Source organism: Pseudomonas sp. LA5, from assembly GCF_028640825.1.
GTDB classification, from domain to species: Bacteria; Pseudomonadota; Gammaproteobacteria; order Pseudomonadales; family Pseudomonadaceae; genus Chryseomonas; species Chryseomonas aestiva.
This window is the reverse complement of the sequence record NZ_JAQYZY010000037.1, coordinates 431,507-458,361: the sequence shown is the minus strand read 5'-3', so window position 1 is coordinate 458,361 and position 26,855 is coordinate 431,507. Positions and strand designations below refer to the sequence as shown.

Genomic DNA, 26,855 nt, shown 5'->3' with positions numbered 1-26,855 from the left:
AAGCGATACCCGACCACCGGACGCCCCTGATCCCTCACCAGATTTCCACGCGTTTCTCGTCCGGCCGGACCATGGCATCACCCGCCTTGCAGCTGAACGCCTTGGCGAAGGACGGCATGTTGGACGGCGCGCCAAGCGCGCGGAATCTCATGGGCGCATGGGGGTCGGTGTTGAGGAACAGGCGCGCCTGCTCTTCACGGATCGAACCGCGCCAGACCCGCGCCCAGTTGAGGAAGAAGCGCTGCTGCTGGGTATAGCCATCGATCTTCCGGTTGGCTTCCTCCGGCTTTTTCGCCAGGGCCAGTTGCAGGGCGTCGTAGGCCGCATTGATGCCGCCGAGATCGCCGATGTTCTCGCCCAGGGTGAGCTTGCCGTTGACGTGCAGCTCCGGATGATCCGGCAGCGGCTGGTAGTTGTCGAACTGCTCCACCAGTTTGCCGGTGCGGGCTTCGAAGGCCTTGCGATCGGCCGGGGTCCACCAGTCCACCTGGTTGCCGGCGCCGTCGAACTTGCTGCCCTGGTCGTCGAAACCATGGCTGGCCTCGTGACCGATCACTGCGCCGATACCGCCGTAGTTGATGGCATCGTCGCCGTCCGGATAGAAGAACGGCGGCTGCAGGATGGCGGCGGGGAAGTTGATGGTGTTGTCGGTGGGGCTGTAGTAGGCATTGACCGTCTGCGGGTACATGCCCCATTCCTGGCGGTCGGTGGGCTTGCCGATCTTGTCCAGGTCATGGCGATAGTTGAAGCGCGAGGCGGCTTCCAGGTTGGCATAGAAGCCCTGCGGCTTGAGGGTCAGGCCGCTCCAGTCGCGCCAGCGCTCGGGATAGCCGATCTTGGGCAGGAAGCTGTCCCACTTGGCCAGCGCCTTCTGCTTGGTCTCCGGACTCATCCAGTCGAGCTGCTCGATGCGCGCCTTGAGCGCCAGCATCACGTTATCCACCAGTTCCTGGGCCCGCGCCTTGGCCTGGGGGGAGAAGTGCTCCTGCACATAGAGCTGGCCGAGACCTTCGCCCATGGCGCCGTTGACCGCGCGCAGCACCCGCTTCCAGCGTTCGCTCTGCTGCTGCTGGCCACTCAGGGTCTTCTGGTTGAATTCGAAGCTTTCCTGCTGGAAAGGCCTGGACAGCAGCGGCGCGGCGTCGTCGATCACATGGGCACGCAGATAGGCCTGCCACTGCTCGACGGGGGTCTCGGCCAGCATCCGGTCGAATTCGGCGAAGAAGCCCGGCTGGGACAGCGAAAAGCCCTGCTGGCCGGTGACGCCCTGGCTGGCGAAGAAGGCCTGCCAGTCGAAGTGCGGCGTGACCTTGTTGGCTTCGGCGAAGCTCAGGTAGTGATACTGGTTCTCCGGATTGCGCAGCTCCACCGGCTTGACCGAGGCCCGCGCCAGGCGACTTTCGAAGGCCAGCACCAGTTCGGCCTGGGCGGCCGCCTTGGCCTTGGGCACTCCGGTCAGCACCAGCAGCCGGGCGATATGGCCGAGATAGGCCTGGCGCAGCTTGGCGTAGTCGGCTTCGGTGTAATAGTCGGGCGTGGGCAGGCCCAGGCCGCCCTGGTAGGCGTAGGCGATCTGCTGCTTGGCATTCTGATAATCGGCGCCGGAGCCGAAGGAGAACACCTGCATGTCGCCACGGGCGAAGCTCTGTTGCAGGTACTTCACGACATCAGCCGTGGTGCGCAACCCGTCGATGGCCGCCAGTTGCGCCTGGATCGGCCGATAGCCGGCGCGCTCGATGGCGGCCTCGTCCATGCCCGAGCGATACAGCCAGCCGACCTTCTGTTCTACCGAGCCTGCTTGCGCGCGGTCCGCCGTGCGGGCGGCGCGCTGCAGGATGGTGTGCTGGTCGTTGAGCGATTTCTCCCCCAGGGCCATGAAGGAACCCCAGCGTGACTTGTCCGGCGGGATCGGATTGGCCGCGACCCATTTTTCATTGACGAAGGTGTCGAGGTCGCTACAGGCGGTGGCGGGGTCACCCAGTTCGGTGACGTCGAAGACCGGGGCGGCGAAGGCCTGGCTGCCGAGCAGCAGGCCGATGGCGAGGGTGAGGGGTTTCAACGCAGGCATGGGAGAAAAGGGTCTCCAGGAAAGGACAGGAAAGCAGGGTGGGGCGTCGAGGGTAGCGGTCGGGGCGCGACCCTGCCAAGGGCAGGTATTTCACAGGCTTCAGAAACGACGATCCCCGCCGAGGCGGGGATCGTGGGCGACGCTCTGGATCAGAACACCGTCAGCTGCGCCAGTTGCAGCAGCGGCTGCGGATAGACGCCGAGGATGAAGGTCGCGATGGAAATGGCGATCAGCATCACGCCACCGGCGCGCTGACCCCAGTTCATCGGCGCATCGTGGCGCTGCAGGCCCTGCTCGGTCAGGTACAGGGTGACCATCACGCGCAGGTAGTAGAACAGGCCGATGGCACTGCCCAGCACGATGGCCGCGGTCTGCCACCACATGCCTGCTTCCACGCCCACGGTGATGACGTAGAACTTGCCGATGAAGCCGGCGGTGAGCGGGATGCCGGCCAGGGACAGCATCATCACCGTCAGCGCCGCGGTCAGGTACGGACGGCGCCAGAACAGGCCGCGGTACTCGAACAGGGCATCGGCGTCACGCTGGCCGTTGCTCGGGCTGGACATCAGGGTAATCACGCCGAAAGCGCCCAGGCTGGTGAAGACATAGGTCACCAGGTAGACCGCCACGGCCTCCATCGACAGGCCTTCGCCCGACGCCACCGCCACCAGCAGGTAGCCGAAGTGGGAGATGGAGGAATAACCCAGCAGACGCTTGAGGTTGCTCTGCATCAGTGCCAGCAGGTTGCCCACCAGCATGGAGGCGATGGCGATGAAGGCGATGGCATCGTGCAGCCAGCCGTCTTCGGTGGCCATGGGCATGGTCTGGAACACCCGCACCAGCACGGCGAAGACGGCAACCTTGCTGGCGGTGGCCAGGAAGGCACCGACCGGAGCCGGGGAGCCTTCGTAGACGTCCGGGGTCCAGAGGTGGAAGGGCACCAGCGACAGCTTGAAGCCAAGGCCGACGATCAGCATGCCGAGGCCGATTTCCATCAGCAGGCCGGTGCTCGCCGGGGCGTCCATCTGCATGCCGATGTCGGCGAAGTTCAGGCTGCCGGACTGGGCGTAGAGCAGGGCCATGCCGAACAGCAGGATGGCCGAGCCGGCGGCGGACAGCACCAGATACTTCATGCCGGCTTCCAGGGAACGGCGATTGAAGTAGCTGTAGGCCACCAGGCCGTAGACCGGTACCGACAGCAGTTCCAGGCCGATGAACAGGCCGGCGACGTTCTGCGCCGCCACCAGCACCAGACCCCCGGTGGCGGAGATCAGCAGCAGCAGGTACAGCTCTTCGCGGTTGCCCGGATAGCCTTCCATGTAGGCATGCGACAGGGTCATGCAGGCCAGGGTGGCGATCAGGATCAGCGCCATGTAGAAGCAGGTGAAGCCGTCGATGCGCAGCAGAGGGGTGACGTCGATGGCACCGACGCCGAGGGCCGGGATGCAGGACAGCAGGGCCAGGTTGAGACCGATCACGCCCAGGGTCGGGATGATGGTGTGATCCCGCCGCCAGGCGATGCCCAGCATCACCACCACGGCGGTGAAGCCGGTGATGATGATCGGCAGGAGGGCGATGAAGTGTTCGTAGGTAAAGGTCATGGCGCTCTTACCGGGCGGAAACGAGAGAGGAGAAGGCTTCGCCGAGCCACTGCTGGACACCGGCCATGCTCGCGGCCGAGGTATCCAGCACCGGCTGCGGATAGACGCCGAGCAGCACCAGCAGCACGCCAAGCAACAGCAGCATCGACAGTTCCCGTGCGTTCAGACCCGGCAGGGCGCCTTCGGCCTTGGCCGGACCGAAGTAGGCGCGGTGGATCATGATCAGCGAATAGACCGAGGCGAACACCAGGCCGAAGGTAGCGATGACGGTGATCATCGGCACCACCGGGAAGGCGCCCAGCAGGATCAGGAATTCGCCGACGAAGTTGCCAGTACCCGGCAGACCCAGCGAGGCCGAGGCGAAGAACAGACTCAGGGCCGGCAGGTAGGGCAGCCGCGCCCAGAGCCCGCCCATCTGGCGCATGTCACGGGTGTGCATGCGCTCATAGAGCTGGCCGCAGAGGATGAACAGACCGGCGGCGGAGAGGCCGTGGGCAATCATCTGCACCACCACGCCCTGCAGCGCCTGGGGGCTGCCGGAGTAGATGCCGATCAGCACGAAGCCCATGTGCGAGACGCTGGAGTAGGCGACCAGGCGCTTGATGTCGGTCTGGGCGAACGACAGGATGGCGCCGTAGAAGATGCCGATGATGCCCAGCCACATGGCGATCGGCGCGAATTCCGCCGAGGCGTTGGGGAACAGCGGGATGGCGAAGCGCAGCAGGCCGTAGGCGGCGGTCTTGAGCAGGATGCCGGCGAGGTCGACGGAACCGGCGGTCGGCGCCTGGGCGTGGGCATCGGGTAGCCAGGAGTGCAGCGGCACCACCGGCAGCTTCACCGCGAAGGCGATGAAGAAGCCCAGCATCAGCAGGTATTCCAGCTTGGGATCCAGCTGCAGTTGCAGCAGGTCTTCGTAGTCGAAGGTCAGGACGCCGGTGGCACCGTAGTTCACCAGCACCAGGGCGACGATCGCCACCAGCATGATCAGGCCGCTGGCCTGGGTGAAGATGAAGAACTTGGTGGCAGCGGTGATGCGGCTCTTCTTGCCGTCCGCGGAGCTATGGCCCCACAGCGCGATCAGGAAGTACATCGGCACCAGCATCATCTCCCAGAAGAAGAAGAACAGGAACAGGTCCAGGGCCAGGAACACCCCCACCACGCCGCCGATGATCCACAGCAGGTTGAGGTGGAAGAAGCCGACGTGGCGCTGCACTTCGCGCCAGGAGCAGGTGACTGCCAGCACACCGAGCAGGCCGGTGAGCAGGATCATCAGCAGCGACAGGCCATCGAGGCCGAAGTGCAGGCTGATGCCGAAGCGTGGAATCCAGTTCATCTGGAATTCCGCGGTCCAGGCGGTTTCGGCGCCAGGGGCCGGAGCCAGGCTGTAGTCGCCGTGGGCCCACAGCCAGAGGCCGAGTACCAGCTCCAGCAGCATGGTGAACAGGGCGATCCAGCGGGGCACCAGCGGGCCGGTCTTTTCCGTGAGGAAACAGAGCAGGCCGCCGATGAAGGGGATCAGGATTAGCCAGGGCAGAAGCATGACGTGTACTTATCCTTAGTCAGGGGGTCAGGCCAGCAGCAGCGCGCCGAGCAGCAGCACGGCGCCTCCCACGATGGAAGCCGCGTACCAGCGCAGACGGCCGTTCTCGGTGATGCTCAGTGCCAAGTTGCCGCCACGCGCCAGCATCGGGATCAGGCCAATGGCCTGGTCGAAGGGATCGCGACGCAGCAGACGGGTCAGCAGCAGGTACGGCTTGACGAAGATCAGGTCGTACAGCCAGTCGAAGCCCCAGGCGTGGTACCACCAGGTCCCGAAGAAGCGACCCGGCGCACTCCTGGCCAGGCCGTTCACGAAGGAACGCTTGCCGAGGAAGAGCAGGGCGGCCAGCAGGATACCGGCGATGGCGATGGCCCCCGAGGTGATCTCCAGGGAGTGCTTGGCTTCGCCACCGGCGTGGCCGATGGATTCCGGCAGCACCCCGGCCAGCGGCGGCACGATCATCGCGCCGACAAAGGTCGAGAGCACCAGCAGTACCGCCAGCGGCAGGTTGTGGGCGATGCCGTGGCCGGCATGGGCCTCGGTGTGCGCCTCGCCATGGAAGGTGATGAAGATCAGGCGGAAGGTGTAGATCGAGGTCAGGAAGGCACCGGCCAGGCCTGCGTAGAGCAGGTAGGTATGACCGCTGGCCATGGCTTCCCAGAGGATCTCATCCTTGGAGTAGAAACCGGCGGTCACCAGCGGCAGCGCCGCCAGGGCCGAACCACCCACCACGAAGCTGGCGTAGGCCAGGGGGATCTTCTTCCACAGGCCGCCCATCTTGAAGATGTTCTGCTCGTGGTGGCAGGCCAGGATCACCGAACCCGAGGCGAGGAACAGCAGCGCCTTGAAGAAGGCGTGGATCATCAGGTGGAAGATCGCCGGCTGCCAGGCGCCGACCCCCAGGGCCAGGAACATGTAGCCGATCTGGCTCATGGTCGAATAGGCCAGGATGCGCTTGATGTCGGTCTGCACCAGGGCGGCGAAACCGGCCAGCACCAGGGTCACGGCACCGATGATGCCGACTAGGTGAAGGATTTCCGGCGCCAGCAGGAACAGGCCGTGGGTCCGGGCGATCAGGTAGACGCCCGCGGTCACCATGGTCGCCGCGTGGATCAGGGCGGAGACCGGGGTGGGGCCGGCCATGGCGTCGGCCAGCCAGGTCTGCAGCGGCAGCTGGGCCGACTTGCCGACCGCGCCGCCAAGCAGCGCCAGGGTGGCCAGGACGATCAGCGGATCACCGCTGGCGAAGACGTCAGGGGCCTTCTGCAGCAGCTCCTGGATGTCCAGGGTGCCGAGGGTCATGAACAGGATGAACAGACCGAAGGCCATGAAGACGTCGCCGACGCGGGTGACGATGAACGCCTTCAACGCCGCGTTGCCGTTGGCGCGCTCGCTGTAGTAGAAGCCGATCAGCAGGTAGCTGCACAGGCCTACGCCTTCCCAACCGAAGTACAGCAGCAGCAGGTTGTCGCCGAGAACCAGCAGCAACATGCTGAAGATGAACAGGTTGGTGTAGGCGAAGAAGCGCGAATAGCCCTCTTCACCGCGCATGTACCAGGACGCGAACAGGTGGATCAGGAAGCCGACGCCGGTGACCACACCGAGCATGGTCAGCGACAGGCCATCCAGGTAGAGAGCCATGTTGGGCGCGAAGCCCTCCACGTTCATCCACTGCCAGAGGACGATGGTCAGGTGGCCGTCGGCGGGCGGGGCGACGTGGAAGTTCCAGCCGACCCAGGCGGCGACCAGCGCCGCCAGGCCCACCGAACCCACGCCGATCAGCGCGGAAAGATTCTCCGACAGCCGACCGCGGGAGAAGGCCAGCAGGAAATAGCCGACCAGGGGAAAGGCGAAGGTGAGGGGTAGCAGGTTCATCCGTGCATCTCGCTGGCGGCATCGACGTCGAGGGTGTGGAAGCGGCGATAGAGCTGCAGCAGGATCGCCAGGCCGATACTGGCCTCGGCGGCGGCCAGGCTCAGCACCAGGATGAACATCACCTGGCCGTCGGGGGCGCCCCAACGGCTACCCGCGACCACGAAGGCCAGGGCGGCGGCGTTCATCATGATTTCCAGACTCATGAGCACGAAGAGAATGTTGCGGCGGACCATCAGGCCCACCAGGCCAAGGGCGAACAGGGCGCCGGCGAGGGCCAGGCCGTGTTCCAGAGGTATGGCGTTCATTGGCTGTTCTCCAGTCCTTGGCGACTCACTCGCCGATCCCGTCTTTGACGTCGCTGCGACCCAGGTGATAGGCCGCGACCAGGGCACCCAAGAGCAGCATGGAGGCCAGTTCGACCGCCAGCAGATAGGGTCCGAACAGGCTGATGCCCACGGCCTTGGCTTCCACCGAGGTATGACCGATGGCAGCGCCGCCCGGGGTGCGCGCGAGCACCACCAGCAGTTCCACCAGCAGCGCACCGGCGAGGATCGACGGAGCTATCCAGATCTTGGGGGTCAGCCACTTGCGTTCCTGCTCGGCGACGACCGGCCCGAGGTTGAGCATCATCACCACGAAGACGAACAGCACCATGATGGCGCCGGCGTAGACGATGATCTCCAGGGCGCCGGCGAAGGGCGCGCCCAGGGCGAAGAACACCATGGACACGGCCAGCAGCGAGATGATCAGGTACAGCAGCGCATGCACCGGATTGGTGTTGGTGATCACCCGGAAGGTGGCCAGGACGGCCACCCCGGCGGAGAAATAGAAGGCGAATTCCACGACAGCTCCTTAGGGCAGCAGGCTCTTCACGTTGATCGGCTCTGCCTCGCTCTGCGCGGCACCCTTGGGCTTGCCCGCGATGGCCATGCCGGCCACGCGGTAGAAGTTGTATTCCGGATACTTGCCCGGACCCGAGATCAGCAGGTCCTGCTTCTCGTACACCAGCTCCTGGCGCTTGAATTCGGACATTTCGAAATCCGGAGTCAGCTGGATGGCGGTGGTGGGGCAGGCCTCCTCGCACATGCCGCAGAAGATGCAACGCGAGAAGTTGATGCGGAAGAACTCCGGGTACCAGCGACCGTCTTCGGCTTCGGTCTTCTGCAGGGAGATGCAGCCGACCGGGCAGGCCACGGCGCACAGGTTGCACGCCACGCAGCGCTCCTGGCCGTCGGGGTCACGGGTGAGCACGATGCGGCCCCGGTAGCGCGGCGGCAGGTACACGGGTTCCTCGGGGTATTGCAGGGTGTCGCGCTTGCGGAAGGCGTGGCCGAAGACCATCACGATGCTGCGCAACTGGGTGTAGGTGCCATGCAGGACGTGCAAGATTTCCTTGATCATGACGAATACCTCACTGGCCGATGGCCGGCGAGGCGCTATAGAGCACCACCGCGCCGGTCACCAGCAGGTTGATCAGGGTCAGGGGCAGGCAGAACTTCCAGCTGAAGGCCATTACCTGGTCGTAGCGCGGACGCGGAATGGACGCGCGCAGCAGGATGAAGATCATGATGAAGAAGGCGGTCTTCAGGGCGAACCAGAAAAACGACAGCCAGGGCAAGGTGTCCAGGAAGGGACCGTGCCAGCCGCCGAAGAACAGGGTCACCAGCAGCGCCGAGATCAGCACGATGCCGATGTACTCGCCGACGAAGAACATGCCCCACTTCATGCCCGCGTATTCGATGTGGTAACCGTCAGCGAGCTCCTGCTCGGCCTCCGGCTGATCGAAGGGGTGACGGTGGGTAACGGCGATGCCGGCGATGAAGAAGGTGCAGAAGCCGAAGAACTGGGGAATGATGAACCACCAGCCCTGATGCTGCGCCTCGACGATATCCCTCATGTTGAAGGAACCGGTCACCGCGACGATGCCCATCACCGACAGACCCATGAACACCTCGTAGGAGAGGGTCTGGGCCGAGGCGCGCATGGCGCCCAGCAGCGAGAACTTGTTGTTGCTCGCCCAGCCGGCGAAGAGCACCGCATAGACGTTGACGCCGGCCATGGCGAAGAAGAACAGCAGGCCGACGTTCAGGTCAGCCACGCCCCAGGTGGGGGTGATCGGAATGACCGAGAAGGCCACCAGCAGCGAGCCCATGGCGATCACCGGCGCCAGGGCGAAGATCATCTTGTCGGCGAACGGCGGCGTCCAGTCCTCCTTGAAGAACATCTTCAGCATGTCGGCGCCAAGCTGGAAGGCGCCGAAGGGACCGACCCGGTTGGGGCCGTGACGGTCCTGCCAGAGTCCCAGCAGACGCCGTTCGACGAAGCTCAGCAGCGCCCCGCAGATGACCACCGCCAGGAGGATGACGATGGCCTTGAGGATGCCGATCACCACGGCGATGAGGGTGGGGGTGAGCCAGGTCATGCCGCGGCCTCCTGCAGTCCTTCCACGCTGAGGCCGGCGAAGTCCACCGGAATCCCTTCGAAGCCGGCGGGCAGGCCGACCAGACCCGCCGACAGCTCGGGCTTGATCTGCAGCGGCAGGCGCAATTCCTGACCAGCGACCTGCAGGCGCAGCAGGGCGCCTTCGTTGACGCCCAGGCGGTCGGCATCAGCCTTGGCCAGCGCCACATAGGCGGCCGGGATGCGCTCGCGTACCGGTTCGGCACGGGAAGAGGTCTCTTCGCTACCGAACAGGTGGTACAGCGGCACGGCCTGGAAGCCGGACTCGGCACTGCGTACGGCAGCGGTCGGCACGGCGAACCAGGTCAGGCGATCGCCCTGGGACTCGATCAGACGCACGCCCGGATCGCCGGCGCGCAGGTGACCACCCACCTCGTCCTGGAACTTGTTCCAGGCCTGGGGCGAGTTCCAGCCCGGGGACCAGGCGAAGGGAATCTGCTGACGCGGTTCGACGCTGCCGGCATAGCCTTCCATGGAGAAGGCGAAGGCGGTGTCGGCATCCTGGGGCGCACGCGGCTCGTGCACGCTGAGGTTGGCGCGCATGGAGGTGCGGCCGCTGTAGCGATGCGGTTCGCGGGCGAGCTTGAGACCCTTCACCCGGAAGCTGGCGTTGGGCGCAGCATCGCGGATACCGTCCAGCTGCGGCGCAGCGGTGGCCACGGCGTCGGTGACGTGGTCCAGCTGGGTCCAGTCCACCGGACGGTTGTCCAGGGTGTTGCGCAGGGCGTGCAGCCAGCGCCAGCCCTCGCGGATCAGGCTGGAGGGGTCGTAGTAGCTCGGCTCATAGACCTGGAAGAAGCGCTGGGCGCGACCTTCCTGGCTGACCAGGGTACCGTCGCCTTCGGCGAAGCTAGCCGCCGGCAGCACCAGGTCGGCGCGCTGGGCGGTGGCGGTACGCTGGTGATCCAGCACCACCAGCACCTGGGCGCGGGCCAGGGCCTGATCCACCTGCTCGGCAGGGGCGCGGCGATAGAGGTCGTTCTCCAGCACCACCAGGGCGTCGGCCTGGCCGTTTTCCAGGGCGGCGAAGGCGTCTTCGACGGACTCGCCGCCGTAGAGCGCCAGGCCCAGGCTGTTGGCTTCGGGCACCACCAGGCTCAGGGAGCCGGCCTTGCCCTTGGCGGCCAGGGCCTTGGCCAGGTTGGCGGCGGCCTCGATCAGCGCCGGTTCACCCAGGGAGGTACCGGACACCACCAGCGGGCGTTCGGCCGCCAGCAGGGTTTCGGCCAGCAGGCGCGCCTGCTCGGCGACTTCGTCGCTCAGGCCGTCGACGGCCGGGGCGCTGGCGTCGATGGCATGGGCCACGGCATGGCCGAAGCGGGCCAGTTCCAGCGGCGAACCATGCAGGCGGGCGTCGGCGACGTCGTCCAGGCGGGTGGCGGCGACGCTGGCGATGAACAGCGGATTGCGCTCGCTCTGGCCGATGTTCTGCACGGCGGCGTTCAGCCAGGGCTGGATCTTCTGCGCCGCGGCCATGGCCTCGGGCTTGCCCTTGACCGACTGCCGCAGGGATAGCGCCAGACGGGCCGCGGTCTGGGTCAGATCTTCGCCGAGGACGAAGACGGCATCGTGCTTCTCCATGGCGCGCAGGGTGGGGACGGGCAGGGGGCTGTCCTTGAGCACCTGCAGCACCAGGCGGACGTTGGCCAGGTCACGGGTGCTCATGCCACTGGAGAAGTTGTCGGCGCCGACCAACTCGCGCAGGGCGTGGTTGCTTTCCAGGCTGGCACGCGGCGAACCGATGCCGATCACCTTCTTGCCGCGCAGCAGCAAGGCGGCACGATCCAGGGCGGCGTCGATACCGGTCTCCAGGCTGCCGTCCTTCAGCAGGGCCTGGCGCGGACGATCCTTGCGATTGACATAGCCATAGCCGAAGCGGCCACGGTCGCAGAGGAAGTACTGGTTGACCGAGCCGTTGAAGCGGTTCTCGATGCGGCGCAGTTCGCCATAGCGCTCGCCGGGGCTGATGTTGCAGCCCGAGGAGCAGCCATGGCAGATGCTCGGGGCAAACTGCATGTCCCACTTGCGGTTGTAGCGCTCGGAGTGGGTCTTGTCGGTGAACACCCCGGTGGGGCAGACCTCGGTCAGGTTGCCGGAGAATTCGCTCTCCAGGGTACCGTCCTCGACGCGGCCGAAATAGACGTTGTCGTGGGCACCGTAGACGCCCAGGTCGGTTCCGCCGGCGTAGTCCTTGTAGTAGCGCACGCAGCGATAGCAGGCGATGCAGCGGTTCATCTCGTGAGCGACGAACGGGCCGAGGTCCTGGTTCTGGTGGGTACGCTTGGTGAAGCGATAACGGCGCTTGTTGTGACCGGTCATCACCGTCATGTCCTGCAGGTGGCAGTGGCCGCCTTCTTCGCAGACCGGACAGTCGTGGGGATGGTTGGTCATCAGCCATTCGATGACCGAGCTGCGGAATTCCTTGGCTTCGGCGTCTTCGATGGAGATGTAGGTCTTGTCGCTGGACGGGGTCATGCAGGACATGACCAGGCGCCCGCGGGTGTCATTCTCGTCGGCGAACTGCTTTACCGCGCACTGGCGGCAGGCGCCGACGCTGCCCAGCGCCGGGTGCCAGCAGAAATAGGGGATGTCGAGCCCCAGGGACAGGCAGGCTTCGAGGAGGTTGTCCGCCCCGTCGACCTCGTACGTCTTGCCGTCTACATGGATAGTGGCCATAGGGTTTTCTTCTCACCCGCGCAGGGCGGGTCTGGCTAATGGGAAAACGTTCGCGCTGCCCTGGCGGTCGCCAGTGGCAGCGCCGGCCGGGTCGAGCCCGGCCAGAAAGCGATGGGAGCGGTCCCGGGGGACCGGTCCTCAGATCACGGTCGCGGAAGCAGTCGGACGAGGCTCGCTGGGCGCCTTGCGCACACCGGCCTCGAACTCCTCGCGGAAATACTTGATGGCACTACCCAGGGGCTCGACGGCGCCCGGTGCGTGGGCACAGAAGGTCTTGCCCGGGCCGAGGAAGTTGACCAGTTGCAGCAGGGTATCGAGATCGCCCTGCTGGCCTTCGCCCTTCTCCAGGCTGCGCAGGAGTTTGACGCTCCAGGGCAGGCCGTCGCGGCAGGGGGTGCACCAGCCGCAGGATTCGCGAGCGAAGAACTCTTCCATGTTGCGCAGCAGCGAGACCATGTTGACGCTGTCGTCTACGGCCAGGGCTAGGCCGGTGCCCATGCGGGTGCCGACCTTGCCGATGCCGCCGGCGTACATCTGCGCCGAGAGGTGCTCGGGCAGCAGGAAGCCGGTACCGGCGCCACCGGGCTGCCAGCATTTCAGCGTGAAGCCGTCGCGCATGCCGCCGGCATAGTCTTCGAACAGCTCCTGGGCGGTGATGCCGAAGGGCAGTTCCCAGACGCCGGGGTTCTTCACCTTGCCGGAGAAGCCCATGAGCTTGGTGCCCATGTCTTCGCTGCCTTCGCAGGCCAGGCTCTTGTACCAGTCCACGCCACCCGCGACGATGCCCGGCACGTTGCACAGGGTCTCGACGTTGTTGACGCAGGTGGGCTTGCCCCAGACGCCGACGGCGGCGGGGAAGGGCGGCTTGGAGCGCGGGTTGGCGCGGCGGCCTTCCAGGGAGTTGATCAGCGCGGTCTCTTCGCCACAGATGTAGCGACCGGCGCCGGTGTGGACGAACAGCTCGAAGTCGAAGCCGCTGCCCAGGATGTTCTTGCCGAGCAGACCGGCGGCCTTGGCTTCTTCCACCGCCCGCCGCAGGTTGGCGGCGGCGTCGACGTATTCGCCACGCAGGAAGATGTAGCCACGGTAGGCCTTGAGCGCCCGGGCGCTGATCAGCATGCCTTCCACCAGCAGGTGGGGCAGCTGCTCCATGAGCAGGCGGTCCTTCCAGGTGTTGGGCTCCATCTCGTCCGCGTTGCACAGCAGGTAGCGGATATCGAGGGATTCGTCCTTGGGCATCAGGCCCCACTTCACGCCGGTGGGGAAGCCCGCACCGCCGCGGCCCTTGAGGCCGGAGTCCTTGACTTCCTGGACGATGGCGTCCGGCGCCAGCTCGGTCAGCGCCTTGCGCGCCGCGGCGTAGCCGTCCTTCGCCTGGTATTCCTCCAGCCAGACCGGGGCGCCGTCTTCACGCAGGCGCCAGGTCAGGGGATGGGTCTCGGGAGTACGGGCGATGCTGTTGGCAGGCCCGAAGGAGGTCAGTCTCATGCGTATCCCTCCAGCAGTTTGGCCACGCCCGCAGGTTGGACATCGCCATGGGTGTCGTCGTCGATCATCAGCGCCGGGGCCTTGTCGCAATTGCCCAGGCAGCAGACCGGCAGCAGGGTGAAGCGGCTGTCGGTGGTGGTCTGGCCCAGGCCGATGCCCAGCTGGCGCTGGATCTCGCCGACCACGGATTCGTGGCCGCCGATGTAGCAGGTCATGCTGTCGCACACGCGGATGATGTGGCGACCGACCGGCACGCGGAAGATCTGGCTGTAGAAGGTCGCCACGCCCTCGACGTCGCTGGCGGGAATGCCCAGCACCTCGCCGATGGCATAGATGGCGCCATCCGGCACCCAGCCACGTTCCTTCTGGACGATCTTCAGGGCTTCGATGGACGCCGCGCGCGGGTCCTCGTAGTGATGCATCTCGTGCTCGATGGCCGAGCGCTCGGTTTCGCTCAGGACGAAACGGTCGGTTTGGATCAGGGTTTCGGTGCTCATACTCAGCGGTCCACGTCGGCCATGACGAAGTCGATACTGCCCAGGTAGGCAATCAGGTCGGACACCATGCTGCCGCGAATGACGGCCGGGATCTGCTGCAGGTGCGGGAAGCTCGGCGTCCGGATGCGGGTGCGGTAGCTCATGGTGCTGCCATCGCTCGTCAGGTAATAGCTGTTGGCGCCCTTGGTCGCCTCGATCATCTGGAAGGCTTCGCCGGCCGGCATCACCGGACCCCAGGACACTTGCAGGAAGTGGGTGATCAGGGTCTCGATGTGCTGCAGGGTGCGCTCCTTGGGCGGCGGCGTGGTCAGCGGGTGATCCGCCTTGTACGGGCCTTCGGGCATGTGCTGCAGGCACTGCTCGATGATGCGCAGACTCTGGCGCATCTCCTCGACGCGCAGCATGCCGCGGTCGTAGCAGTCGCCGTTGTGGGCGATGGGCACTTCGAATTCGAAGTTCTCGTAGCCGGAGTAGGGACGGGCCTTGCGCAGGTCGAAATCGAGACCGGTGGCGCGCAGGTTGGGGCCGGTGACACCCCACTCCAGGGCTTCCTTGGTGTTGTAGACGGCGACGTTCTTGGTCCGGCCGATGAGGATGCTGTTCTTCATCGCGGCCTTTTCGTACTCGTCCAGGCGCTTGGGCATCCAGTCGAGGAATTCGCGGACCAGCTTGTCCCAGCCACGCGGCAGGTCGTGGGCGACGCCACCGATACGGAACCAGGCCGGATGCATGCGGAAGCCGGTGATGGCCTCGATCACCTTGTAGGCACGCTGACGGTCGGTGAAGGTAAAGAACACCGGGGTCATGGCACCGACGTCCTGGATATAGGTGCCCAGGTACAGCAGGTGGCTGTTGATGCGGAAGAACTCGGCCATCATCACGCGGATGAAGTCGACCCGCGACGGCACCTTGATGCCGGCGAGCTTTTCCACCGAAAGGACGTAGGGCAGGTTGTTCATCACCCCACCCAGATAATCGATCCGGTCGGTGTAGGGGATGTAGCTGTGCCAGGACTGGCGCTCGGCCATCTTCTCGGCGCCCCGGTGGTGGTAGCCGATCTCCGGCACGCAGTCGACGATCTCTTCGCCGTCCAGCTGCAGGATGATGCGGAAGGCACCGTGGGCGGAAGGGTGGTTCGGCCCCAGGTTGAGGAACATGTAGTCGGAATTCTCCGCATGTTCCTTCATGCCCCACTCTTCGGGCTTGAATCTCAGGGTCTCCTGTTCGAGGTCCTGCTTGGCGGCGTTCAGCGCATAGGGATCGAATTCGGTGGCCCGCGCCGGATAGTCCTTGCGCAGTGGATGCCCCTGCCAGTTGTCGGCCATCAGCATGCGCTTGGGCAGCGGGTGGCCGTCGAAATGGATGCCGTACATGTCCAACACTTCCCGCTCGTACCAGTTGGCATTGGGGTAGATGCCGGTGGCGGTGGGCAGGCGCAGGTCATTGGCGGACAGGGCCACCTTGAGCATCACATCGCTGTTTCGGTCGATGGACAGCAGGTGGTAGAAGACGGTGAAGTCCGCGTTGGGCAGGCCGCGGCGGTGAGTCCGCAGGCGCTCGTCCACGCCATGCAGGTCATAGAGCATGACGTAGGGGCGGGGCAGGTTGCGCAGGAAGCGCAGTACTTCGATGATTCTTTCGCGCGCCACCCAGATCACCGGCATGCCGGTACGGGTGTCTTGCAGGGTCAGGGCGTCGGCGCCGAATTGGCCCTGGAGTTCGCCAACCACCGACGCATCGCCGGCAGGGGCGAGCGCAGAGGCGGACAGAGCGGTGTCTGCGGTCATGATGTTCCGTCGCTAATCGATCGTCGTCAGCGTGCAGGTCCCGAAGGGGACTTACACTTCGTCTGGGCTGCGCAGGTTGGTGACCTGGATGCGGCGCTCGCGGTTCTGCTCGCGCTGCGAAGGCATCTCGGCGCGATAGATACCCTGGTCGCCCACCACCCAGGAAAGGGGGCGGCGCTCTTCACCGATGGAGTCCTGCAGGAGCATCAGTCCCTGCAGGAAGGCTTCGGGGCGAGGCGGGCAGCCGGGCACATAGACGTCGACGGGCAGGAACTTGTCCACTCCCTGAACGACCGAGTAGATGTCGTACATACCGCCGGAGTTGGCGCAGGCGCCCATGGAGATCACCCACTTGGGTTCCAGCATCTGCTCGTACAGGCGCTGGATGACCGGGGCCATCTTCATGAAGGGTGTGCCGGCGATGACCATGAAGTCGGCCTGACGCGGCGATGCCCGGATGACTTCGGCGCCGAAGCGCGCGATGTCGTGGGGCGCCGTGAAGGCGGTGGTCATTTCCACATAGCAGCAGGACAGGCCGAAGTTGTAGGGCCAGAGGGAATTCTTGCGCCCCCAATTGACCGCGCCCCGCAGGACATCCTCAAGTTTGCCCATGAAGATGCTGCGGTTGACCTGACTTTCCATAGGGTCGGCAACGGTTTCCCGTTGGCCGGCCGGATAGCGGTCTACTGCCGCATCGGGATCGATCCGGGTGAGATTGTATTGCATTGCCAAAGCCTCATTGTTTCGACTTCGCCTGCCGCTCGCGACGGCTCGCAGGCGCCCAATCGAGCGCTCCGATTCGCCACAGGTAGACAAGACCCGCCAACAGAATTGCTATGAAAATGGAGGCTTCCACGAAGCCGGCCCATCCCGATTCACGGATGGACACCGACCAGGCGAAGAGAAAGAGGGCTTCGACGTCGAAGATCACGAAGAGCATCGCGACCAGGTAGAACTTGGCAGAGAGACGGAGACGGGCACCCCCGGTGGGGACGATGCCGGACTCGAAGGGATCGTTCTTGCTACGGCCCACGGCTTTGCTGCCGAGCAGGCTCGAGACTCCGAGCATGAAGGCGATCAGACCAACCACGCCCAGGAGAAATACCGCGAAGCTCCAGTTGTGGGTCAGTAGGCTGATCGACTCAGACATGCTTTGAATCCTTAATTATTGGGTATCAGGCGCTATCAGTGCGACACGGTGTCGCAAGACAGACAGATTTTATGCTCTATCGATTCATTCTGTAAATTTATTGGTCCAAAAAGATTCTATTGGACTGCTTTGAATCAAACTAAACAGAACTTCAGATTCATTTGAGAATGAATATAGGAATTATTCTCAAATAAACTTTCATGTTCTGCTGAAGCCTAGATTGCCAGGCGCCGCGAGAGTTCTCCCGTTCGCCGGTTGGTTAGTCGATGAGGTCGGCGCGAATGGTCAACTGGCGGTCATCATGACCCTCGGTCGAGTAGTAGCGCGTAAGGCCGTTCTGGTCGCCCTCGACCTGCTGCCGGAAGCCCCCTAGATCCAGCCATTGTCCAAGTGGACCGCTGATGCGGGTGGCAGCGCTCTGGGTCTGCACCGCGCCCGGGCGCATGGCCGCGGCGCGATCATCGACGCTGCTGATGTCCAGATGCACCAGGTTGCCGCTCAGACGGGCGGTGACCTGAAACCCCCGTTCGAGACGGCGGTAATCGGTCTGAGCGGAGCTCTGCCCATAGGGGGAGGTCTGGTAGGTGGTGACCGGGACGTCTTCGCCGAAGCGAATGAAGGCAGGATAGCCCTCGGTGACCTGGACGCGCTGGGCGCCATCCTCTCGCTGGTCGGTGCTGTCCTCGATGATGCGCACCTGGGGCGAGCGTCCGTTGCCGTTTACCGAGTATCCCTGACTGGCACCCGAACTGCCGGCGCGGGTAGCCAGGGTGATGAGCAGGCGCCGCGGCTGGATATCCAGCTGGGCCAGCAGATTCTTGAGCTCGGCGAGCTTGGCCGGCTCGGCGTTGACGATCAGCTGGTTGCCATAGACATTGACCTTGCCTTCGCCGCCGAGGACGGCTTGCAGGGTGGGCAGGAGATCGTCGGCGGTGCGGTACTGCAGGGGAATGACCTCGGTACGAGGCGTGGCCCAGGCGGTGGCCGTCAACAGCAGCAAGAGCGCCAGCAAGCCCTTCACAGCACCATCCTCCGCAATTCCTGATCCGGCTGGCTGATGGCCCAGAGACGATCGAAGACCTGTTGCTGGACCTTGACGGCGGCACGGTCACCATAGCGGACGAAGCCAGTTGGGGCGCTGCCCGTGCGGCGCAGCAGGGCCTGGTCGTCGACGATCAGGCAGCTGCCTTCCGGTTGCCGATCGGCCGATGGTCGCCGGATCAGCAGATTGCTGGTCAGGCGCTGCGCCAGGGCGATGAGTCGATGCCCCTGGCGCAGGGCACTGGCGCTGTCGTTGATCAGGATGCGTACCTGATGCCGCGGATGGCCCAGCAGCAAGTGCTTGATCGCCGCCTCGACGTCGAGGTTGTCGTAGAGGGGCGCTTCCAGATCGGGCGTCTGGAGGCACAGCTGGCGACTGGCTTGCGCGATGAGACGGACGCTGTGCTCACGCAGGGCGTCCAGGCCTTCGAGGCGCAGGGCGAGGTCCTGGCCGAGCTGGGGTTCGGGCAGGATGCCCAGGGTCAGATCGGCAAAGGACTCGTCCACGGCGGCTCCCTCTCACTCGTCGTCGTCTTCTCCGGCGAAGATCAGACTGCCCTGCTGGAGCAGTTCGCGGATCAGGCGCATGGCATCGTCGTCCTGCAGCCAGGGCGCGAGATTGGCCTCGTGCAGGACCTCCGCCGAGCATAGCAGGTCGAGCAGCGGTTGCAGTCGCATGGGCAGCAGGCGGCTCTGACCGCTGGCAAAGACCATCACCTCGTCTTCCAGGCGGCTCCAGGCGATGCGGCCACTGGGGTTGCGCATCAGCAGTGCGCCTTCGTCGAGTTCCTTGCGCAGCTGCTTGGCGCTGAGGTTTTCCCCGGCGACCCGCTCCGGGTACCGCGGCTCGGTCATGTGCTGGCCGAACCAGGCCAGCAGCAGGCGATCATCGCTCAGGTGGCGTTCCATCAGGCCGCGCAGGCGCTTGATGGCCTCGGGCGGGATCTCCGCCGGATGCTCGCTGGCCGGCGCGCAACCGGCGTCGCTGTAGCGCTCGTCCTCGGGGATGAACTGGGCGAGGAAGTCGGTGAAGTGGGTAAGCACTTCGCCGGCACTGGGCGCGCGGAAGCCAATGGAGTAGGTCATGCACTCGTCTTCGGCGATGCCATCATGGGCCAGGCCCGGCGGCAGGTAGAGCATGTCACCCGGTTCCAGGACCCATTCGTCGGTCTGCTGGAAATCGGCGAGGATCTTCAGCTCCAGGCCGTCGATCAGCGGGCTGTCGGCGGTGCATTGCTGGCCGATGCGCCAGCGGCGGCGGCCATGGCCCTGCAGCAGGAAGACGTCATAGTGATCGTAGTGGGGGCCGACACCGCCACCGGGGGCGGCATAGCTGACCATGATGTCGTCGACGCGCCAGTTTGGCAGGAAGCGGAAGGATTCCAGCACCTCCGCCACCTCGGGCACGAACTGGTCGACCGATTGCACCAGCAGGGTCCAGTCCCGCTCGGGCAGGCCGGCGAAGGTGTCTTCCGGCAGCGGGCCGCGGCGCAGCTCCCAGGTCTGGTCCTGGCCGATGATCAGGCGGGATTCGATTTCCTCTTCCAGCGACAGGCCGGCCAGTTCGTCGGGCTCCAGGGGATTCTGGAAGTCCGGGAGGGCCTGGCGGATCAGCAGGGGTTTCTGCTGCCAGTAGTCGCGGAGGAATTCTCGGGCGGTCAGGCCGCCGAGCAGTTGCAGGGGTTGATCCGGGTTCATGCACACCTCGCGCAATGAAAAACGCCCGGCGAGGCCGGGCGTAGAAAAAGGATGATCTTCAGACCCGGCGGGCCTGTTCGGCAGCGTTGCCGATATAGCCGGCCGGGGTCAGCTGGCGCAGTTCGGCCTTGGCGGCCTCGGGGATCTCCAGGCCGTCGATGAAATCCTGCAGGGCGCTGGCGCTGATGCCCTTGCCACGGGTCAGCTCCTTGAGCTTCTCGTAGGGGTTGGCCACGCCATAGCGGCGCATCACGGTCTGCACCGGCTCGGCCAGGACTTCCCAGCAGGCGTCCAGGTCTTCGGCGATGCGGGCGGCGTTGAGTTCCAGCTTGCTGATGCCCTTGAGGGTGGCTTCGTAGGCGATCACGCCGTGGGCCAGGCCGGTGCCCAGGTTGCGCAGCACGGTGGAGTCGGTCAGGTCGCGCTGCCAGCGGGAGATCGGCAGCTTGCTGGCCAGGTGCTGGAGGATGGCGTTGGCGATACCCAGGTTGCCTTCGGAATTCTCGAAGTCGATGGGATTGACCTTGTGCGGCATGGTCGAGGAGCCGATCTCGCCGGCCACGGTCTTCTGCTTGAAGTAGCCGAGGGAGATGTAGCCCCAGATGTCCCTGTCGAAGTCGATCAGGATGGTGTTGAAACGGGCGATGGCGTCGAACAGCTCGGCGATGTAGTCGTGCGGCTCGATCTGGGTGGTGTAGGGATTCAGGGTCAGGCCGAGATCGCCTTCGATAAAGGTGCGCGCATTGGCTTCCCAGTCGACGTCCGGGTAGGCGGACAGGTGGGCGTTGTAGTTGCCCACGGCGCCGTTGATCTTGCCCAGCGGGCGGACGGCGGCGATCTGCTCGATCTGGCGCTCCAGGCGATAGACCACGTTGGCCAGTTCCTTGCCCAGGCTGGTGGGGGAGGCGGGCTGGCCATGGGTGCGCGAAAGCATGGGCACGTCGGCGAAGCGGTGGGCCAGCGCACGGATCTCGCCGGCGATCTGGCGCATCAGCGGCAGCAGCACCTGGTCACGACCTTCGCGCAGCATCAGCGCATGGGACAGGTTGTTGATGTCCTCGGAGGTGCAGGCGAAGTGGATGAATTCACTCACCGCAGCCAGTTCCGGCAGGTCGGCGACCTCTTCCTTGAGCAGGTACTCGATGGCCTTGACGTCGTGGTTGGTGGTGCGCTCGATGTCCTTGACCCGCTGCGCCTGCTCGACGCTGAACTCGGTGGCCAGCTTGTCCAGCAGGGCATTGGCCTCGGCGGAGAAGGGGGCGACCTCGGGAATGCCGGCGTGGGCGGCCAGGCGCTGCAACCAGCGGACCTCGACTTGGGCGCGGAAACGGATCAGGCCGAATTCGCTGAAGATGGGGCGCAGGGCGGCGGTCTTGCCGGCGTAACGGCCGTCGATGGGCGATACGGCGGTGAGCGAGGAGAGCTGCATGGGCATTCTCTTGGTAGCGGGGGAGAAAGGGCCGGAATTCTACACGCAAAGGCCGGGGCTGTAGTACCGCCGCCGGCCAGTCCGGGATCAGCCGTTGCGCAGTGGATAGAGGTTGTCGAGCAGCTTGCGGCGATTGAGCACCAGCTGCCAGCGATGGCCGCCGAGCTGGCGCCACAGGCGGGCGGAACGGATGCCGGCCAGCAGCAGGGCGCGCACCCGCGAGGCGGTGGCGGACTGCTGCAGGTAGCGCATCTCGCCGTGCACCTGGATGCGCTGCTTGAAGGTGCTCAGGGTGTCCTCGTAGAGGCCACCGCAGGCGGCGATGACGTTCTCGTGCGCCACGCCGAAGTGTTCGACCTGGGACTGGATCTGGGTGAGGCGCCGGCCGATGAGGTCGAGCAGGTCGCCGCGCTTCTCCAGCTTGCGTTCCAGGGCGGTCATCGCCAGGGCATAGCGCAGGGGCTCGCGCTGCAGGCTGTTGGGATTGCGCTCCAGGGTGCTGGAGAGGGCACCCAGGCCCTCGCGCAGGGGGGCGACGCTGCCGCCATAGACGTCCAGCGTGCTGCCCGGATCCCGTACCAGCAGGCTGCCAAGCAGGCAGGCCAGGGGTTCTTCGGCGACCTGGCCGGTGCGCGCCAGCTGGTCCACCAGCAGGGCGGCCTGGAAGACGCCGCCCAGGGCGATGAGTTGTTCCTGGGTACGATTCATGCGGCGGGCGCCTCGGCGCAAGCGGGTTGGTAGTGTTCAATCACGCCGCCGCCCAGGCAGACATCGCCGTCGTAGAAGACCACCGACTGGCCGGGGGTCACGGCGCGCTGGGGTTCGTCGAAGACCACCCGGTAGCCGGCGCCCTGGCGCTCGATCCGGCAGGGCTGGTCCTGCTGGCGATAGCGAACCTTGGCGGTGAGGCGGCGCGGCTGGGCGAGCTCCAGGTCATTGACCCAGAACATCTCGCCGACGGTCAGGGACTCGGCGAACAGCCAGGGGTGGGCATTGCCCTGGCCAACGATCAGCACGTTGCGGGTCAGGTCCTTGCTCAGTACGTACCAGGGATCGTCGCCGGCGTCCTTCATGCCGCCGATGCCCAGGCCCTGGCGCTGGCCGATGGTGTGGTACATCAGGCCGTGGTGGCGGCCGATGACCTCGCCGGAGGTGGTCTCGATGTCGCCCGGCTGAGCCGGCAGGTACTGCTTGAGGAAGTCGCTGAAGCGGCGCTCGCCGATGAAGCAGATGCCGGTGGAGTCCTTCTTGCGCGCGGTGGCCAGGCCATGCAGCTCGGCGATGGCGCGGACCTCGGGCTTTTCCAGTTCGCCCACCGGGAAGAGGGTGCGCGCCAGCTGCTCGCCGCCCACGGCGTGGAGGAAATAGCTCTGGTCCTTGTTGGCATCCAGGCCCTTGAGCAGCAGGGTCTGGCCGTCGACATCGCGACGACGCACATAGTGGCCGGTGGCGATCAGCTCGGCGCCCAGGGCCAGGGCGTAGTCGAGGAAGGCCTTGAACTTGATCTCGCGGTTGCAGAGGATGTCCGGATTCGGCGTCCGGCCAGCCTTGTATTCGGCGAGGAAGTGCTCGAAGACGTGGTCCCAGTACTCGGCGGCGAAGTTGGCCGTGTGCAACTTGATGCCGATGCGGTCGCAGACCGCCTGGGCGTCGGCCAGGTCTTCCTTGGCGGTGCAGTACTCGGTGCCGTCATCCTCGTCCCAGTTCTTCATGAACAGGCCCTCGACCTGATAGCCCTGCTCCTTGAGCAAGAGGGCCGAGACCGAGGAATCCACTCCGCCGGACATGCCGACGATGACGCGGGTGCCGTTCACTTCAAAAACCTCTCATATCTACGATCATCGACAGGGGATAGCGGTGGCCGTCCAGATATTTCTCGATGGCGTCCAGGACCAGGGGGCTGCGCAGCCGTGCCTGTTCGGCGCGGATCTCGTCGAGCGTCAGCCACACCGCGCGGGTGATGTCGGCGTCCAGGGCGCGCCCGGGTTCGTGGGCCAGGGGGCGGGCATGGAAGGCCGTGCGGTAGTAGGTGACGCCATTGGCTGGCGCCACATAGAGGCCGATGCCGATCACGCCCTGGATCTCCACCTGCCAGGCGGTTTCTTCCAGGGTCGCGCGGTGCGCCGCCTCGATCAGGCTCTCGCCCGGCTCCAGGTGCCCGGCCGGCTGGTTGAGCACCAGGCGACCCTGCTTCTCTTCTTCCACCAGCAGGAAGCGACCGGCGTCTTCCACCACGGTGGCCACGGTGACGTGGGCGTGCCAATCCATCTCGGACTCCGCTATCGGTAATCGCGCAGTATACGCCTTAAGCTTTGCCGGTCCCAAATGCAGCGAACCCCGGCCAGGGCCGGGGTTCGCTGTGATCACCCATTCAGGCTGCGGGCGCAGCCCTCAGGTTCAGCCCTTGAGCTGGGCCAGGGCGGCGTTGAGCGTGGCGCTCGGACGCATGGCCTGGCTGGTCTTGGTCTGGTCGGGGTGGTAGTAGCCACCGATGTCCACAGCCTGGCCCTGGACGCCGTTCAGCTCGGCGACCACCTTGGCTTCGTCGGCGGTCAGCGACTTGGCCACTGGCGCGAACTGGGCCTTGAGCTCGGCGTCTTCGCTCTGCTCGGCCAGGGCCTGGATCCAGTACAGCGCCAGGTAGAAGTGGCTGCCGCGGTTGTCCAGTTCACCGGTCTTGCGCGACGGCGACTTGTTGCTGTCGAGGAACTGGCCGTTGGCCTGGTCCAGAGTCTTGGCGAGGATCTTGGCCTTGGCGTTACCGGTGGTTTCGCCCAGGTGGTTCAGGGATTCGGCCAGGGCCAGGAATTCGCCCAGGGAATCCCAGCGCAGGTGGTTTTCCTGCACCAACTGCTGGACGTGCTTGGGCGCGGAGCCGCCAGCACCGGTCTCGAACAGGCCGCCGCCGTTCATCAGCGGGACGATGGACAGCATCTTGGCGCTGGTACCCAGTTCCATGATGGGGAAGAGGTCGGTCAGGTAGTCGCGCAGGACGTTGCCGGTCACCGAGATGGTGTCCTCGCCCTTGCGGATGCGCTCCAGGGACACGCGGGTGGCTTCCTCGGGCGACAGGACGCGGATGTCCAGGCCGTTGGTGTCATGGTCCTTGAGGTAGCGCTCGACCTTGGCGATGACCTGAGCATCATGGGCGCGGTTCTGGTCCAGCCAGAAGATCGCCGGGGTGCCGCTGGCGCGGGCACGGTTGACGGCGAGCTTGACCCAATCCTGGATCGGCGCGTCCTTGGTCTGGCACATGCGCCAGATGTCACCGGCCTCGACCGGATGCTCGAAGACCACCTTGCCCTGGTCGTCGGTCACGCGCACGGTGCCGTCGGTGGGGATCTGGAAGGTCTTGTCGTGGGAACCGTATTCCTCGGCCTTCTGCGCCATCAGACCGACGTTGGGTACGCTGCCCATGGTGCTGGGATTGAAGGCGCCGTGCTGCTTGCAGTCCTCGATCACCACCTGGTAGACGCCGGCATAGCAGCGGTCGGGGATGATGGCCTTGGTGTCCTGCAGGTTGCCTTCGGTGTTCCACATCTTGCCGGAGTCACGAATCATGGCCGGCATGGAGGCGTCGACGATGACGTCGCTCGGCACGTGCAGGTTGGTGATGCCCTTGTCGGAGTTGACCATGGCCAGCGCCGGACGCTGGGCGTACTGGGCGTCGAAATCGGCCTTGATGGCGGCCTGGGTGGCTTCCGGCAGGCTGGACAGGCGGGCGTAGAGGTCGCCGATGCCGTTGTTGCGATCGAAGCCGGCTTCTTTCAGGGCGGCTTCGTGCTTGGCCAGCACGTCCTTGTAGAACTCGCCGACGATGATGCCGAACATGATGGGGTCGGAGACCTTCATCATGGTGGCCTTCAGGTGCACGGAGAACAGCACGCCCTTGGCCTTGGCGTCTTCGATCTGGGCGGCGATGAAGCTCTGCAGGGCCTTGCGGCTCATGGTCGAGGCATCGACGATCTCGCCGGCCTTGACCGCGGTCTTCTCTTTCAGGACCTTGCTGCTGCCGTCCTTGCCGATCAGTTCGATCTTCAGGCTGCCGGCATTCTCGATCGTGGCCGAGCGCTCGCTGCCATAGAAGTCATGGGCGTCCATGTGGGCGACGTGGGACTTGGAGTCGGCGCTCCAGGCACCCATGCGATGGGGGTGCTTGCGGGCGTAGTTCTTGACCGACAACGGTGCGCGGCGGTCGGAGTTGCCTTCGCGCAGGACCGGGTTCACGGCGCTGCCCTTGACCTTGTCGTAGCGCGCCTTGACGTCCTTTTCCTGGTCGTCCTTGGGCTCGTCCGGATAGTCCGGCAGGGCGTAACCCTGGCCCTGCAGTTCCTTGATCGCGGCCTTGAGCTGCGGTACCGAGGCGCTGATGTTGGGCAGCTTGATGATGTTGGCTTCGGGAGTGGTGGCCAGTTCGCCGAGTTCGGCGAGGTGGTCGGAGATGCGCTGCTCTTCCTTCAGGTACTCGGGGAAGAGGGCGATGATGCGGCCGGCAAGGGAGATGTCACGGGTTTCGAGGGCGACGCCGGAGGAGGCGGTGATGGCCTCGACGATGGGTAGCAGCGAATAGGTCGCGAGGGCGGGCGCTTCGTCGGTCAGGGTGTAGATGATCTTCGACGTGGTGGACATGTCTTGCTTTAACTCCTCTTTATCACAGCTGTGGCGCGAAGCCGGGCGAGCGAGGATCGACCCTTGAGTCGATAGACGCCCCAAGAAGGCGTTATCGGGCCGCGCGACAGGCGCGGCGGCGATGGACGTGCGATGCGACAAAGCGTCGCTGCGGAAATTGCGGGATCGGCCGATACAGCCAGCGGAACCGGCAGGGCCTGCAGCGACCCGTCAGTCGGCGGAGTATACCAGCGCGGCGCCTGGCGTGCATTCGCACCGCCGTGGCTGGGCCATGGGGAAATGTTGCCGGCGCGATCAATCCGACAGAAGCGCACAGCCGCATTGGGGATTCAGGTCAAGAGGCTTGACCATTCGACGGCTGGCGCTGCACGGCAGTTGCTTAAGGGACTAAACTATTGCCCCTCTTAATTTGATGAGGTCGTTATGAAAACCAAGGACAACACGTCCAAGAGTCGTTCCTGGGCCATCGTCGGGCTGGAAACGCTCGTCATCGTCGCCCTGTCGCTGTACGTCGCCTTTGGCACCGGGCTGTTCGTCAAGCATCACTGCTGGGATACCCTGACCCCGCAGCAGCAAGACCAGATCCTCGAGCAGATGAGCCGCAGCGCTCAGGAAAATACCCTGCTCACCTGATTCGCGTCGGTTCGAATCCCTTCCTTTCAAACAATAAGAATCTTCCTTTTTCCCCACGCACTGCCCAGGTGTCGAGGTGGCCTCGTCACGTCCGCAGTGCTAGCAGACCAGGTGTTTGCCTGGACTCACGGGGGAGGTGGGAATGGCCGTGGGCAGCGCCCTGGGCGCGGACGTCGCCACGGGTCTGGCGCGGCGTGCCAGACGCAGCATGGCCCAGAGTATGGCCAGCGCCAGGGCTAGCCAGCCAAGTACCAGGAGAAGGATGTAGGTCGCAGGAGTCATT

The 26,855-nt window shown here is 65.1% G+C and carries 24 protein-coding genes; 1 reads left to right on the top strand and 23 read right to left on the bottom strand.

The window, feature by feature from the left end; genetic code table 11:
• Positions 1-34 precede the first annotated feature (34 nt).
• The 22 genes from PVZ72_RS14100 to PVZ72_RS13995 form a co-directional block, all read right to left on the bottom strand.
• Entirely contained in the window at positions 35-2,068 is a 2,034-nt protein-coding gene (locus tag PVZ72_RS14100; RefSeq protein WP_273862253.1) for a M13 family metallopeptidase, read from the bottom strand.
• Positions 2,069-2,217: 149 nt separating this feature from the next.
• On the bottom strand, positions 2,218-3,669 hold the full coding sequence (gene nuoN / locus PVZ72_RS14095; RefSeq protein WP_133861057.1) for an NADH-quinone oxidoreductase subunit NuoN: 1,452 nt from the start codon (positions 3,667-3,669) through the stop codon (positions 2,218-2,220).
• Between the two features lie 7 nt (positions 3,670-3,676).
• Positions 3,677-5,209: an NADH-quinone oxidoreductase subunit M gene (gene nuoM, locus PVZ72_RS14090; protein ID WP_273862252.1), complete on the bottom strand. Its 1,533-nt coding sequence runs from the start codon at positions 5,207-5,209 to the stop codon at positions 3,677-3,679.
• Positions 5,210-5,236: 27 nt separating this feature from the next.
• On the bottom strand, positions 5,237-7,084 hold the full coding sequence (gene nuoL / locus PVZ72_RS14085) for an NADH-quinone oxidoreductase subunit L (RefSeq protein WP_273862251.1): 1,848 nt from the start codon (positions 7,082-7,084) through the stop codon (positions 5,237-5,239).
• Positions 7,081-7,389, bottom strand: a complete 309-nt coding sequence (nuoK, locus tag PVZ72_RS14080) for an NADH-quinone oxidoreductase subunit NuoK (RefSeq protein WP_007158894.1) — start codon at positions 7,387-7,389, stop codon at positions 7,081-7,083. The genes nuoL and nuoK overlap by 4 nt, the downstream gene beginning before the upstream one ends.
• Positions 7,390-7,414: 25 nt before the next feature.
• Positions 7,415-7,927 carry an NADH-quinone oxidoreductase subunit J gene (nuoJ, locus tag PVZ72_RS14075; protein ID WP_133861054.1) on the bottom strand — a complete coding sequence of 171 codons (513 nt, stop codon included), beginning with the start codon at positions 7,925-7,927 and terminating at the stop codon, positions 7,415-7,417.
• 9 nt (positions 7,928-7,936) lie between these two features.
• Positions 7,937-8,485, bottom strand: a complete 549-nt coding sequence (gene nuoI / locus PVZ72_RS14070; RefSeq protein ID WP_017642306.1) for an NADH-quinone oxidoreductase subunit NuoI — start codon at positions 8,483-8,485, stop codon at positions 7,937-7,939.
• Between the two features lie 10 nt (positions 8,486-8,495).
• Positions 8,496-9,506 (bottom strand): NADH-quinone oxidoreductase subunit NuoH, encoded by a 1,011-nt coding sequence (nuoH, locus tag PVZ72_RS14065; RefSeq protein ID WP_133861053.1) that lies wholly within the window; start codon positions 9,504-9,506, stop codon positions 8,496-8,498.
• A complete protein-coding gene (nuoG, locus tag PVZ72_RS14060; protein ID WP_273862250.1) occupies positions 9,503-12,220 on the bottom strand; it encodes an NADH-quinone oxidoreductase subunit NuoG in 2,718 nt (905 codons plus the stop codon). Before nuoG ends, nuoH begins: the two co-directional genes overlap by 4 nt.
• A gap of 138 nt (positions 12,221-12,358) precedes the next feature.
• Entirely contained in the window at positions 12,359-13,708 is a 1,350-nt protein-coding gene (nuoF, locus tag PVZ72_RS14055) for an NADH-quinone oxidoreductase subunit NuoF (RefSeq protein WP_273862249.1), read from the bottom strand.
• On the bottom strand, positions 13,705-14,205 hold the full coding sequence (gene nuoE / locus PVZ72_RS14050) for an NADH-quinone oxidoreductase subunit NuoE (protein WP_187979635.1): 501 nt from the start codon (positions 14,203-14,205) through the stop codon (positions 13,705-13,707). The genes nuoF and nuoE overlap by 4 nt, the downstream gene beginning before the upstream one ends.
• A gap of 2 nt (positions 14,206-14,207) precedes the next feature.
• Positions 14,208-15,992, bottom strand: a complete 1,785-nt coding sequence (gene nuoC, locus PVZ72_RS14045; RefSeq protein ID WP_158894193.1) for an NADH-quinone oxidoreductase subunit C/D — start codon at positions 15,990-15,992, stop codon at positions 14,208-14,210.
• A 51-nt stretch (positions 15,993-16,043) separates the two neighbouring features.
• Positions 16,044-16,718: a NuoB/complex I 20 kDa subunit family protein gene (locus PVZ72_RS14040; RefSeq protein WP_059315327.1), complete on the bottom strand. Its 675-nt coding sequence runs from the start codon at positions 16,716-16,718 to the stop codon at positions 16,044-16,046.
• A gap of 10 nt (positions 16,719-16,728) precedes the next feature.
• The gene (locus PVZ72_RS14035) at positions 16,729-17,142 is read right to left on the bottom strand and encodes an NADH-quinone oxidoreductase subunit A (RefSeq protein ID WP_007158885.1); all 414 of its coding nucleotides are present in this window, start codon (positions 17,140-17,142) and stop codon (positions 16,729-16,731) included.
• A 259-nt stretch (positions 17,143-17,401) separates the two neighbouring features.
• On the bottom strand, positions 17,402-18,163 hold the full coding sequence (locus PVZ72_RS14030) for a secretin N-terminal domain-containing protein (protein WP_273862248.1): 762 nt from the start codon (positions 18,161-18,163) through the stop codon (positions 17,402-17,404).
• A complete protein-coding gene (locus PVZ72_RS14025) occupies positions 18,160-18,690 on the bottom strand; it encodes a DUF7931 domain-containing protein (RefSeq protein WP_273862247.1) in 531 nt (176 codons plus the stop codon). Before PVZ72_RS14025 ends, PVZ72_RS14030 begins: the two co-directional genes overlap by 4 nt.
• Before the next feature lie 12 nt (positions 18,691-18,702).
• Positions 18,703-19,881, bottom strand: coding sequence for a ribosomal protein uL16 3-hydroxylase (locus tag PVZ72_RS14020; RefSeq protein ID WP_273862246.1), 1,179 nt, complete (start codon positions 19,879-19,881; stop codon positions 18,703-18,705).
• A gap of 58 nt (positions 19,882-19,939) precedes the next feature.
• Positions 19,940-21,310: an adenylosuccinate lyase gene (gene purB / locus PVZ72_RS14015; RefSeq protein WP_273862245.1), complete on the bottom strand. Its 1,371-nt coding sequence runs from the start codon at positions 21,308-21,310 to the stop codon at positions 19,940-19,942.
• Positions 21,311-21,397: 87 nt separating this feature from the next.
• The gene (gene hflD, locus PVZ72_RS14010) at positions 21,398-22,018 is read right to left on the bottom strand and encodes a high frequency lysogenization protein HflD (RefSeq protein WP_273806045.1); all 621 of its coding nucleotides are present in this window, start codon (positions 22,016-22,018) and stop codon (positions 21,398-21,400) included.
• The gene (gene mnmA, locus PVZ72_RS14005) at positions 22,015-23,097 is read right to left on the bottom strand and encodes a tRNA 2-thiouridine(34) synthase MnmA (protein ID WP_405046476.1); all 1,083 of its coding nucleotides are present in this window, start codon (positions 23,095-23,097) and stop codon (positions 22,015-22,017) included. The genes hflD and mnmA overlap by 4 nt, the downstream gene beginning before the upstream one ends.
• A 28-nt stretch (positions 23,098-23,125) precedes the next feature.
• Positions 23,126-23,578 carry an NUDIX hydrolase gene (locus PVZ72_RS14000; RefSeq protein WP_273862243.1) on the bottom strand — a complete coding sequence of 151 codons (453 nt, stop codon included), beginning with the start codon at positions 23,576-23,578 and terminating at the stop codon, positions 23,126-23,128.
• 129 nt (positions 23,579-23,707) lie between these two features.
• Positions 23,708-25,939: an NADP-dependent isocitrate dehydrogenase gene (locus PVZ72_RS13995; RefSeq protein ID WP_273862242.1), complete on the bottom strand. Its 2,232-nt coding sequence runs from the start codon at positions 25,937-25,939 to the stop codon at positions 23,708-23,710.
• A 423-nt stretch (positions 25,940-26,362) separates the two neighbouring features.
• Between PVZ72_RS13995 and PVZ72_RS13990 the strand changes: the two genes are divergently transcribed.
• Positions 26,363-26,572 (top strand): hypothetical protein, encoded by a 210-nt coding sequence (locus tag PVZ72_RS13990; protein ID WP_273862241.1) that lies wholly within the window; start codon positions 26,363-26,365, stop codon positions 26,570-26,572.
• Positions 26,573-26,671: 99 nt separating this feature from the next.
• Here the strand turns inward: PVZ72_RS13990 and PVZ72_RS13985 are convergent, their stop codons facing one another.
• A complete protein-coding gene (locus PVZ72_RS13985; RefSeq protein ID WP_187979629.1) occupies positions 26,672-26,854 on the bottom strand; it encodes a hypothetical protein in 183 nt (60 codons plus the stop codon).
• Position 26,855 lies beyond the last annotated feature (1 nt).